This window comes from Daejeonella sp., from assembly GCF_036405355.1.
Classification (GTDB): domain Bacteria; phylum Bacteroidota; class Bacteroidia; order Sphingobacteriales; family Sphingobacteriaceae; genus Daejeonella.
This window is the reverse complement of the sequence record NZ_DASWXT010000059.1, coordinates 25,263-37,126: the sequence shown is the minus strand read 5'-3', so window position 1 is coordinate 37,126 and position 11,864 is coordinate 25,263. Positions and strand designations below refer to the sequence as shown.

The 11,864-nt window shown below is 38.9% G+C and carries 13 protein-coding genes and 1 pseudogene; 11 read left to right on the top strand and 3 right to left on the bottom strand.

Features of this window, described 5'->3' with window-relative positions; all coding sequences use genetic code 11:
* The first annotated feature begins 370 nt into the window (after positions 1 to 370).
* On the top strand, positions 371 to 1,162 hold the full coding sequence (locus tag VGE44_RS07555; RefSeq protein WP_331077552.1) for a PhzF family phenazine biosynthesis protein: 792 nt from the start codon (positions 371 to 373) through the stop codon (positions 1,160 to 1,162).
* A 226-nt stretch (positions 1,163 to 1,388) separates the two neighbouring features.
* Here VGE44_RS07555 and VGE44_RS07550 read toward each other — a convergent pair whose 3' ends face one another.
* Together VGE44_RS07550 and VGE44_RS07545 are read right to left on the bottom strand one after the other, a co-directional pair.
* On the bottom strand, positions 1,389 to 2,096 hold the full coding sequence (locus VGE44_RS07550; protein ID WP_331077550.1) for a TIGR00730 family Rossman fold protein: 708 nt from the start codon (positions 2,094 to 2,096) through the stop codon (positions 1,389 to 1,391).
* Positions 2,097 to 2,113: 17 nt separating this feature from the next.
* Positions 2,114 to 3,622, bottom strand: a complete 1,509-nt coding sequence (locus VGE44_RS07545) for a sodium:solute symporter (protein ID WP_331077548.1) — start codon at positions 3,620 to 3,622, stop codon at positions 2,114 to 2,116.
* Positions 3,623 to 3,931: 309 nt separating this feature from the next.
* Here VGE44_RS07545 and recR point away from each other — a divergent pair, with 309 nt between their 5' ends.
* From recR to VGE44_RS07530, 3 genes are read left to right on the top strand one after another with little or no spacing between them, the layout of a single operon-like run.
* A complete protein-coding gene (recR, locus tag VGE44_RS07540; protein WP_324485641.1) occupies positions 3,932 to 4,549 on the top strand; it encodes a recombination mediator RecR in 618 nt (205 codons plus the stop codon).
* Positions 4,550 to 4,562: 13 nt separating this feature from the next.
* On the top strand, positions 4,563 to 5,378 hold the full coding sequence (locus tag VGE44_RS07535) for an SDR family oxidoreductase (protein WP_331077545.1): 816 nt from the start codon (positions 4,563 to 4,565) through the stop codon (positions 5,376 to 5,378).
* Entirely contained in the window at positions 5,375 to 6,217 is an 843-nt protein-coding gene (locus tag VGE44_RS07530; RefSeq protein WP_331077542.1) for an alpha/beta hydrolase, read from the top strand. Before VGE44_RS07535 ends, VGE44_RS07530 begins: the two co-directional genes overlap by 4 nt.
* Positions 6,218 to 6,250: 33 nt before the next feature.
* On the opposite strand, the gene VGE44_RS07525 is transcribed toward VGE44_RS07530, so the two are convergent.
* Complete coding sequence (locus VGE44_RS07525) at positions 6,251 to 7,534, bottom strand: carboxypeptidase-like regulatory domain-containing protein (protein WP_331077540.1); 1,284 nt, start codon at positions 7,532 to 7,534, stop codon at positions 6,251 to 6,253.
* A gap of 624 nt (positions 7,535 to 8,158) precedes the next feature.
* On the opposite strand from VGE44_RS07525, the gene VGE44_RS07520 reads away from it, so the two are divergent.
* From VGE44_RS07520 to VGE44_RS07490, 7 genes and pseudogenes are all read left to right on the top strand, one after another.
* Complete coding sequence (locus VGE44_RS07520) at positions 8,159 to 8,458, top strand: DUF3817 domain-containing protein (RefSeq protein ID WP_331077538.1); 300 nt, start codon at positions 8,159 to 8,161, stop codon at positions 8,456 to 8,458.
* A gap of 83 nt (positions 8,459 to 8,541) precedes the next feature.
* Positions 8,542 to 9,591, top strand: coding sequence for a COX15/CtaA family protein (locus VGE44_RS07515; protein WP_331077536.1), 1,050 nt, complete (start codon positions 8,542 to 8,544; stop codon positions 9,589 to 9,591).
* A gap of 200 nt (positions 9,592 to 9,791) precedes the next feature.
* A complete protein-coding gene (locus VGE44_RS07510; RefSeq protein WP_331077534.1) occupies positions 9,792 to 10,148 on the top strand; it encodes a TfoX/Sxy family protein in 357 nt (118 codons plus the stop codon).
* Positions 10,149 to 10,230: 82 nt separating this feature from the next.
* Positions 10,231 to 10,539, top strand: a pseudogene (locus VGE44_RS07505) (hypothetical protein); the annotation flags it as partial.
* 184 nt (positions 10,540 to 10,723) lie between these two features.
* The gene (locus VGE44_RS07500) at positions 10,724 to 10,942 is read left to right on the top strand and encodes a DUF4287 domain-containing protein (protein WP_331077532.1); all 219 of its coding nucleotides are present in this window, start codon (positions 10,724 to 10,726) and stop codon (positions 10,940 to 10,942) included.
* Between the two features lie 28 nt (positions 10,943 to 10,970).
* Positions 10,971 to 11,396, top strand: a complete 426-nt coding sequence (locus VGE44_RS07495) for a hypothetical protein (RefSeq protein WP_331077530.1) — start codon at positions 10,971 to 10,973, stop codon at positions 11,394 to 11,396.
* Positions 11,397 to 11,530: 134 nt separating this feature from the next.
* A complete protein-coding gene (locus VGE44_RS07490; RefSeq protein WP_331077554.1) occupies positions 11,531 to 11,842 on the top strand; it encodes a c-type cytochrome in 312 nt (103 codons plus the stop codon).
* Positions 11,843 to 11,864: the final 22 nt, after the last annotated feature.

Here is an 11,864-nt window from a genome sequence, read left to right as displayed (position 1 = left end):
TCAGATAAAATTTTTACTGCTACTTTTACATCGGCCATAAGGATTGCGGTTAGTGTTTCGTTTCTAGATAATTCAAAACTACTTACTGCAAACTTCTTTATGGCTTTTTTTATGCCTTGTCCTTAACTTAATGACATTGCCCGAAGGTGGTCGTATGTGGAGCCTTGTCACATGCGACCACCTTCGGGGTTGGCATTTTCGTGCTAATTTCGTGCTATAAACATTTGATCCTTTCCGGGTCATTATAATGAAATAGAAAATAGGAGTTAGCAAATAGATGTGGTGATTCCGTCGCAAAAGCGAACCAATTTTAATATTGTTCATTAAATTCTATTTTTACGGACATTTATGTAATAAAACAAAAATTAAGATGCTTACTATTCCGATTTACCAGGTTGATGCGTTCAGTGATAAGTTGTTTGGCGGAAATCCGGCGGCTATCTGTCCGCTGAAGGAATGGCTGCCTGCACCTCAGATGCAGAAAATTGCAGCAGAAAATAATCTTGCGGAAACCGCATTCTTCATCCCTCAGGGTAAGGATTATGAGTTACGCTGGTTTACACCTGAATCGGAAGTTGATCTCTGTGGTCATGCAACTCTTGCTACTGCTCATGTTTTATTCACTCAGTTGAATTTTGAGGGTGATACTATTCATTTCCATACCCTAAAGGCCGGCACCCTTACTGTAAGACGTAAGGACGATCTTTATACGCTCGACTTCCCATCGCGTGCTCCGCAAAGCTGTGAGGTCCCTGAGGGCCTCGTTGAGGCTCTGGGAGGCATAAAGCCAGTCGAGATACTCCGCTCAAGAGATTATTTTATAGTTTATGAGACTGAAGCAGATGTTTTAGCATTAAATCCAAATTTTGCAGCATTAAGCCGCATTGAATCTTTGGGTTTTGTGGTAACAGCGCCCGGAGATAACTCTGATTTTGTTTCCAGATTTTTCGCGCCTTCTGCAGGTATCGATGAAGACCCTGTTACCGGATCTTCGCATTGTAATCTGATTCCATACTGGGCAGATCGGTTAGGGAAGTTTAAACTTCATGCTTTTCAGGTATCCGCACGACGGGGCGAATTATGGTGTGAGCATAAAGGGAACAGGGTATTGATGTCGGGGAAAGCGGTTACTTATTTGACAGGAGAAATCTATTTAAGCTGAAAGCAGAAAGTTATAGGTTATAAGTTATAAGTTTCTGAGAAATCTATTCCAAATGAAGCAATCATCTCCTGACAACAGACAACTGATTCAAGAACCAAGAACCACGAATCAAGACTTAATACTGGTTCAATGAAAATAATGTTATCCAGGTCTGAATAAAAACCATTACCAGGTCATTTAATAATTAGTACTATTTCATTGACAACTGACAACAGACAACAGATCTTTAGAAATTCGGTTTCAAAACATATTTCTCATAGAACCTGAAAATATGCTCAGTAGCTTCTTCGGCAGTATCTACCAAACGGTATAAATTCAGGTCATCTTCGTTGATATTGTGTTCCTGTTCCAGCATATGGGTTTTTACCCAGTCCATCAAACCCGACCAGTAATCAACGCCGACTAATACGATAGGAAAACGCGCTACTTTGCCGGTTTGAATCAGGGTTAATGCCTCGAACATTTCGTCCATGGTTCCAAATCCACCCGGAAGAACAATGAACCCCTGGGAATATTTCATGAACATCACTTTACGAACGAAGAAATAATCAAAGTCAAGGTTTTTATCGCGGTCGATGTATTTATTATGAAACTGTTCGAAAGGCAGGTCAATATTTAAACCGACAGATTTACCTCCGGCTTCAAAGGCGCCTTTATTTGCGGCTTCCATGATACCTGGGCCACCGCCTGAAATCACTCCGTAGCCGCGTTCAGTCAGCATCCTGGCACAGTCTTCAGCCAGTTTAAAATATTTATTTTCCTGCGATGTTCTTGCAGATCCGAAAATAGAAACACAGGGTCCGATTTTGGCAAGTTTTTCAAAACCGTCTACAAACTCGGCCATGATTTTAAAGATCTGCCAGGAATCAGTAACCTTAATTTCCTGCCAGTTTTTATTTTCGAATGCGTGCCTTATTTTATCGTCATTACTCATAATTGGATTCGGATGGATTAAAACTGTGTTTTACTGGTAGCAGGTTTGCTGATTAATAATAAACCAATGAAGGTAATAAGGCCGTTTACAACGATCAGTTCATTATCAAAAATATAGCCACCCATTAAAGTTTTTGAATTTGCATTCAGAAGAAAGCAAATCGCCGGGGATAATAAACAAATGAAAGGCACCAGTTTGTCTTTTACTCCTCTGTTTTTCATAAATAAACCGAAGCCATAAAGTCCCAGCAATGGCCCATAGGTATAGGACGCTACAGTGAATATGGCACTTACTACTGCCGCATTATTAACAATGTTGAACAATATGATTACCGTGAACATCAACAGGGAAAGACCAATATGAACAGCGTGTCTGGTTCGGATTGCAGCAGTAGAATTCAAATCTTCCCTTTTTGAGAATCCGAGGAAATCCACGCAAAAAGAAGTGGTCAGGGCAGTTAATGCCGAGTCGGTAGTTGCAAAAGTAGCAGCTGTTAATCCGAGCATAAACACTACTGCCGGTATCATCGTTAAATGGTTAAAAGCAATTTCCGGGAATAGAAAATCGGTTCTTGGTTTACCTGTAACATTGTCAAGTGGTAGCTCAATGCCATTTTTACTCGCATAAATATAAAGTAGTGCACCTACACTCAGAAAGAATATATTAACAATCACAAACACAGTGGTGAATGTGAACATGTTTTTCTGTGCTTCCCTGATATTATTGCAGCTCAGATTCTTCTGCATCATGTCCTGATCAAGACCTACCATGGCTATGGTGACAAAAATACCTCCCAGCAATTGTTTGCTGACATGGAACTTACTGGTCATGAAATCTTCGTAGAAGAATACTTTCGAATAACCGCTATTCTTAATGGTATCAAATGCCTGTACCAGATTCAGTCCCAGGCTATCGCATATAAAATATATAGTCAGCACGACCGATGAAACCAGAAATAAGGTTTGAAGTGTATCGGTAATAATAATCGTTTTTAAACCGCCTTTAAAAGTATAGGACCAGATTAATGCGAGTGATATAAGTACAGTGGCCCAGAAGGGTACGCCGTAAGAATCGAAAATAAAGCGCTGTAATACGATTACAACCAGATATAAACGGAAAGATGAACCGATTGTACGGCTCAAAAGGAAAATACTGGCAGCAGTTTTATAGCTGTATGTGCCTAAACGCTCCTCAATATAGGTATAGATCGAGGTCAGTTTCATCCGGTAATAGAGTGGGAGCAGGACTGTAGCGATGATGATGAAGCCTATTGCATTACCTAAAACGAACTGGAAATATTTAAATTCATTTCCTGCGGGATTGCCAACTTCACCCGGGACTGAGATAAAAGTTACCCCAGATAATGCAGTACCGATCATTCCAAAAGCTACCAGGTACCATTTTGAATTCCGGTTAGCGGTAAAAAAGGTTGAATTGTCTGAAGATTTTTTGGATGTAAAGTAGGAGATACCTAATAGCATCAAAAAATATCCAATCAGAAAACTAAGTAAAACTCCCGGCGCCATAAGATTTATATAATTGATAATCTGCGCAAATTAATAATTAAGTTCTGAATATTCTTCGACTGGTACTACTAAACGTTTTGGGATTGCTTCGTTGTGCTGCCTCGCAATGACAGTAGGAATGCTTCGTTGTGCCTGCCCGTCTTGTCATTGCGAGTGTATCGTTTTGTCATTGCGAGCGTAGCGAAGCAATCTCCTCATTGCTATTATGAGATTGCTTCGTCGTGCCTCCTCGCAATGACAGTCTCTGTGAAGCAGTATTTTTGTATAAACCCATGCAAAAAAGACTAAGTTTAACTATAAATTTGCAGAATGAATTTTTCTTCCAAGCTGCTGGAAAACGCAGTCAATGAATTTTCAAGTTTACCGGGCATAGGACAGAAAACGGCCCTGCGTTTAGTATTGCACTTGCTGAATCAGCCTCAGGCTGAGGTTGAAAAGTTCAGCAATTCACTTTTGATTCTAAAAAGGGATATCAGGTATTGCAATGAATGTCATAATATTTCTGATCATGAGCTTTGCCAGATCTGCAGTTCTGTAAAACGCGATAAATCGCTGATTTGTGTTGTTGAAGACACCCGTGATGTAATGGCAATAGAAAATACCGGTCAGTATCAGGGCGGATATCATGTGATGGGCGGATTAATTTCTCCTATGGATGGTATTGGTCCCTCGGATCTGAACATCGAAAGCCTTGTTAAGCGTGTTCAGGCAGGCGGAATAAAAGAGGTGATCCTGGCTTTAAGTGCTACAATGGAAGGTGATACGACCATCTTTTACCTGTATAAAAAACTTAAAGATGCGGGTGTTTCGATCAGTACTATAGCACGCGGTATCGCATTTGGGGGTGAGCTCGAATATGTAGATGAAATCACTCTGGGAAGATCTATTGCTACCCGGGTCCCTTACGAAAACTCTTTAGCGAGATAAATCTGATAAAAAAATGAACCTCAAAAATAAAACAGTAATAATTACCGGTGCTTCCTCAGGAATCGGAAGGTCATGTGCCGAAGAGTTTGCTAAGAAAGGTTCAAACCTTGTTTTGGGAGCACGTCAATATGTTACTTTATGTGATATAGCACAGGAACTGGAGGAAAAGTACGGAATCAAAGCAGTGGCTGTTCAGTGTGATGTTTCGAAAGAATCAGACTGTCAGATTCTGATCAATCAGGCAATTTCTACTTTTAATCGTATCGATGTTCTGGTTAATAATGCAGGGATCTCAATGAGGGCATTGTTCAAAGATCTTGATCTGCAGGTTTTACGAGACCTGATGGATGTCAATTTTTGGGGTGCTGTTTATTGCACTAAATATGCAATCCCTGAACTGCTGAAACATCAGGGTTCGGTCGTGGGGGTTTCTTCAATAGCAGGTTATCGCGGATTACCCGGCAGAACCGGATATTCTGCATCTAAATTTGCCTTGAATGGCTTTCTGGAGGCATTACGTGTCGAAAATTTGAAAACCGGATTACATGTAATGATCGCATCTCCCGGCTTCACTTCTTCCAATATCCGCAAAGTAGCATTGGTTAAGGATGGTACAGCTCAGGGAGAAACTAGTATGGATGAGGATAAAATGATGAGTTCGGAGGAGGTTGCTCAGATCATTGTGAGAGGAATTGAGCAACGTAAACGTTCATTGATCATGACCGCTCAGGGGAAACTTACGGTATTTCTTAATAAGGTATTGCCTGCCTGGTTAGACGGATTAGTCTATAATCACTTCACTAAAGAAAAGGATCCTCTTATTAAATGAAAGCGAAGTACTTCCTCTTCATTCTGTTACTGTCTTCATTTTTTGAGCTTTCAGCGAAAGTTTTAACCCAAAAGGATATTCCTTACCGTGAAAATTCAACAGATGTCCGAAATCTCCTGGATGTTTATTACCCTGAAAATACAGATGAGGCAAAAGATGTATTGGTATTTATTCATGGAGGTTCATGGAATAGCGGGAAAAAGGAGATTTATTGGTGGCTGGGTAAGAACATGGCCCGGAAGAATGTGGTTTCAGTAATTATTAATTATAGCCTGAGCCCTGAATCTCAATATGAAAAGATGGCTTCAGATTGTGCAATGGCAATAAAATGGGTTAGGGATAGTATCGCAAGGTATGGTGGGCGTGCGGACAGAATCTTTGTTATGGGGCATTCAGCTGGTGGACATCTGGCGGCATTAATCAATACTGATCCCAGATTTTTTGAAAGTGCAGGGATTCCTAATCCAATCAGCGGGGTAATCCTGAATGATGGTTTCGGACTCGATATGTATGAATATTTGACAATAGCCGAGCCCGATGAACGGACAGAAGAGTTTCTGAATGCTTTTACAAGGGATCAGGAAACATGGAAAATAGCTTCGCCAATGTACTATCTCCAAAATGTATTTAAGCCATTTATGATTTTTGTTGGAGACCGCACCTATCCTGCGATAAAATTGCAATCAAAGCGCTTCTATGATGAACTTCTCAGGGCAAACAAGCCGATTGGGATGAAATATATAAAAAGAAAAAGGCATAAGGGAATGATCATTCAAATGATTTCAAAGAAAAATCAGATGTATGATTTTATTCTGGAATTTATGGCTAAAGGTCAATAAACTTGATTTAGCAATTCATTAGGGATGAATTAATTACATCTTCCTCTGAATTTTCTTTATCGCTGTTTCGATTGATTTTTCAGGTTCAATGATATTATATTCTCCCCAGAATTCAGGATCGGCAAAGTTTGAGACCTTATCCATCATAATTACGTTCTGCCTTAATTTCTGAGTTACCTTTTGAGGATCGTTAGTTTTCTTTCTCCAATCGGTCACAGCCATTTCAACTGATGTTTCATAGGTTGTATTGAATAGTTTTTTATCCCAGTCGACCAGAAAAGTAATATCACCACGGGAATAGGCAAAGATCCATTTCCCATTTTGTTCGCGATAATTTATCTGGTAACTTGCTTCGGTGGGGTATACTTCAGCTCCGGCAGGTTTCTTTTGGGTAAACAGTAATCCTGCTGCTTTTTTGTCCTCAACATTCAGATTAAATGCAGCGCTGATTATAGCCATACTCTCGGTATCGATAAATAATTTACCGTAATACATTGGTGCTGTAATTGCGGGTTTTTGTTTGAATGCCAGCACATACACTTTTCTGTCGTCAATTTGTGTATTACTTTCCAGAGAGAAGTCATAAATTTTCAAAGCATCATCAGTAAAAATCAAGCCCGGATATTTCATGATATCAAGAAACACTGTCGTATATGGACCTCCCTGCAATTTGAAAGTAAGGGTATCTAATTTGGTGTAGTCTGTGTTTTTACGTCCTTTAAAAAGTTCGATAAAATCATCAACATTACTCATGTAGGGCTGCTTTTGAATTTCAACAACCGATTCTGAGAGTGATAAATAATTCCGGCGCTTTCTGATCGTCTCCCGGTAAAACCCGGTCATCAGGCTATGATCGTTGCTGTAGTTCTGCTCTATCCTGCTTATAACCTGATTGAATAGTTTTTCAGCATCGTTTGTCGAGACCACAACTTCGCCGAGAGCGATATTAAAGGATTCAAGAAGGATCTGATTGTTTTCAGGTTTCAGCTCTTTCAGACTGATCACCCTGTTTTTATATCCCAGAAAGGAGATCATTAAATCTGCATTAGAGTTTTGCTTTGGTACTTTTAAAGAAAACTCACCTTCGCTATTGCTAACTCCCGCAATGTTTGTCCCCAGCACTGATAAGGTCGCAAAAGCAAGTTCCTTTTTGCTTTTACTGTCCGCAATTATTCCTTTGTATTGTGTAAAGCTGCTTGTATCACTTTGACCATACGCCGCTGCTGAAGAAAAAATATTCAGGGAAAGTATGGCAATCAATACTAGTGTTGAACATCCTAGTAATCCTTTGATGTTTAGTTGGCCCGGATTTTTCATGGTAAATGGTTGAAATATTGTTTTTAATAATTGGTTATACAAATTTAAGCATGGAAATCGGGAATTGATAAATGATTAATATCACACATTTCCTTGCCGGGAAATTTCTGATTGAAAGAGTTTAAATAAAAAACAGGATTAATCTGGATTATGTATAATAATGTATTGATTGTCAATGTCTTGCAAATATGGATTTAAGCAATTTTTAATAAGTTTCCTTTGGGAGCAAAATAATTTATCACAGGGAATCAACTATCCTGACTGAAAATGTTACATAAAACGCTGATAACCTGATAAATAAATGGAACAGGAGAGGGTTAAATATCACTGTTGTCTGGTTAAAGCTGGAACCTCATTTTGAATAGCTATAATTTTAATAAAACAGGGGGCATGCTTTTCAAAAGGTTAATAGCAGTTCCACGTTAATTTATAGCTGGCACATTTGACTAGAAGTTTAATTTTAACCGGACACTTTGGCTAATAACTTTCTTTTCATATTGTTATTTATCGTTTTGCATAATAATCATGAACACCGAAATAATATTTCAGGCTTTACTTTCCAGTGATTTTTCTGAGCAGGATAATTTCTAATTTTAACGCATTATTTAATAAAATAAAAGATACATGTTAAACACTCCACTGGATCGTTTCCGTTTCATTGCTTTTGTAGAAGGTTGTTCTTTTCTGTTAATTGGTCTGACGATGATCCTCAAGTACCGGTATGATATGCCAGGACCTAATTATGTTGTGGGGATGGTGCATGGTGTGCTTTTTATTATTTATGTTTTATTGCTGCTTCAGGTGACTTACCTTTACAAATGGTCATTCTGGAAACTGAGTCTGGGTTTTCTGGCATCATTAATCCCCTTTGGGACATTCTATGCCGATAAGAAGTGGTTTTCAAAGCAAGACCCGAATATCTGAGTATTCGAGAAGGCCTCGTTTTAAATTTTGTAGTTCGCAGCTTTAAGCCTGGCGGATCAGACATATATTAATTCAATATTTAAATGGAGAACAGCTCATTTAAGAATAATCGTGCAGTAGCCATCTGGTTATACATTGGGGTTGGAATGATCATGGTGCAGGTTTTGATAGGGGGGCTTACCCGTCTCACCGGTTCAGGATTATCCATTACTGAATGGCAGCCGATTTTAGGTGCTTTCCCTCCAATGAATGAGCAAGCCTGGCAGGCAGCCTTTGATAAATACAAGGAAATTGCCCAGTTTAAACATCTGAACAGTCATTTCAGTCTGGAAGATTTTAAAATGATCTATTTCTGGGAATGGTTCCACCGTGATTGGGCGAGGTTAATGGGTTTGGTATTCATATTTCCTTTCATTTATTTCCTGATTAAGAAGAAGATCCGGCGGGATATGGTCAAGCCGATGATCATCTTATTCCTTTTGGGTGGATTACAGGGTGCTATCGGCTGGATCATGGTTAAAAGCGGACTAAATGACGAGAATCTGTACGTTAGCCATATTCGTCTTGCCGTGCATTTTATTTCGGCTCTTGCCTTATTAGCCTATACACTTTGGTTCGCGATGAAAGTCAGCATTCCTTCAGATCAGGTTTTACATGTTCCTTATTTGAAAAAGCTAAACATCTGGCTGCTGGTTTTGATTACCCTGCAGCTGATCTACGGTGCCTTCATGGCAGGTTTGCATGCTGCTTTTGCTGCGGTTACCTGGCCGGATATGAACGGGCAGTGGATACCCGAGGGGATGCTCACACAGGGAGGCTTTTGGGACGATATCAGCCATAACCTGATTACCGTACATTTCATCCACCGCGCACTTGCTTATCTCATCTGTATACCGGTCATTATCTGGACGGTGAAGACCAAAGATCTTCCGGTAATCAGCCTGTTTCGCAAAATCCGCTTTCTGCCTGTAGTTTTATTACTTTTTCAGATCCTATTGGGGATTCTTACGGTAATCAATACAAGCGGACAGATTCCTTTAATCTATGCAATTCTGCATCAGTTTGTCGGGATGTTATTTCTGCTTTCATTTGTTGCGACCTTGTTTTTGAGTGGGGGAAGGCAGGGGAAATAGGGATTTTCTGCACTTCATTCATGCTTCAAAACACCATGCCATGCCCTCCCGGGATTTTGGTTTCTGATATTTTGTATTGAAAATTATTTTGCTCTTTGGGCTTGTAAACGGTTATATTCGTTTATAAGCGGATACGGGGCTGAGACATTCCTCAATCTATAAGTTAGCTGTTATTGTAAAACACAACACTACTAAAAAAAATGGCTTACAACGAAAACTCATTAAACCGAATAAGAGAGATTCTTTTGGAAAAGAAAATTGATTTTTTAGAAAAGAAAATGTTTAGTGGCGTGTGCATAATGGTAGACAATAAAATGTGTTGCGGAACACATATTGATAAAAAAAGTAACGAAGATTTACTCCTTTGCCGTATTGGCGAAGAAGCTTATGAAATGGCTCTGGAAGATAATGATTGTATTCCTATGGAATTTACAGGAAAGGCAATGAAAGGCTATGTCTTCGTTATGGAAAATGGCTTTAAGACAAAACAAAAATTGAATTATTGGTTAGACCTTTGTCTAAAATTTAATCCAAAAGCAAAAGTATCGAAAAAATAAAACTTTAAAATAAATTCAAAATGAAAAATGCAATTAATTGGTTCGAAATCCCGGTAATAGATTTTGACAGAGCAAAAAATTTTATGAAACCATTTTAGGGGCAGAAGTTATGGAAATGCCTTTTCCAAATGGTAAGTACGGAATGTTACCCGCAGATATGATGAATGGTGGCGTTGGTGGAGGACTTGCACAAGGCGAAGGATTTGAACCATCGGACAAAGGAACAGTTGTATACTTAAATGATGGAGATGATCTGAGTCTGCCATTAAGCAAAGTAGAACAGGCAGGTGGAAAAATTATACAGCCCAAAACTTCTATTGGTGAAAATGGCTTTATGGCACATTTTATTGACACTGAAGGAAACCGAGTTGCTTTTCACTCAATAAAATAAACGAAGAACAGCTAACAAGGTATTGCCAAAAGCGGTGCTGAATGGTTTCAATTGGGCATTTGTGCAAAGTTCAAGATTCGTTCTTCGATTGAATTTTTGTGCTAAAATCCCCGCCTTCGGCAATACCAGAACCGTTAAAGATCATTGTAATGATTCATTACTGAACAACTAGAATAATATACTTATGTCATTTCAAGCGTATATAGAAAACATTAAAATCAAGACCGGAAAGACACCGGACGACTTCAAACAACTTGGAGAAGAAAAAGGATATTTGCAAAATGGACAACTTGTAAAAACTGTGAAAGCTACAGAAATTACAAATTGGCTTAAAGATGACTTTGGATTGGGGCACGGCCACGCAATGGCAATATATGCTACATTCAAGGGTAAAACTAAATAACAGGAAATAGAACAGGTCTTAAAGATGTATGAATATACAAGAACACATCGAAAAGTATATTGCCAGCCAGGCTGAACCAAAACGTTCTGAAATAGAAACATTGAACCAGCTCATACTTCATGTTTCGCCAAACTGCAGACAATGGTTTTTAGACGGTAAAGACGAGAAAGGAAAAGTTGTTTCCAATCCTCAGATAGGATATGGTCTTCAAACAATAAAATATTCTGACGGAAAGACCAAAGAATTTTATCAGATTGGTATCAGCACCAACACCACTGGAATTTCAGTTTATATTATGGGTATTGCAGACAAAAAGTATTTGCCAGAAAATTACGGAAATACAATAGGAAAAGCGAGCGTGACAGGCTATTGTATTAAGTTCAAAACCCTAAAAGATATAAATATTGATATACTTGAGGCTGCAATAAGGTTTGGGTTTGAGGCGAATACTTGATACGACAAACTTCGGAATGACCCGCTAATATGTTTAGAAAGAAAAACATGCTTTTTATCATTTGCATATTATTTACATCATGCTTTCTTCTTTGCTGTAACAATAAACCGGAGTAAAAACCCGTAAGAAAATCGATTGATTATATCAGAGCAATACCAGGCCTTAACGATAGTATCCCGACCGAAATTGCTGAGAAAGGTAAAGTAATGATCGCTTATTCAGATTGTTATACCTGTCATAAAATTCAGGAAAGATCGGTGGGCCCGGCTTTTATTGATATAGCCAAAAGATATCCAGTAAAAAAAGTTTATATTGATATGCTTGCTCAGAAAGTAATATTGGGTGGAAGCAGAAGCTGGGGCTACCCGGTAATGAGCCCTCACCCTAAACTTTCATTGGAAGAGGCAAGAGTTATGGTTAGCTATATCATGTCGATGAAAGAGTAATTCACCGCCGGATTGAAATTAT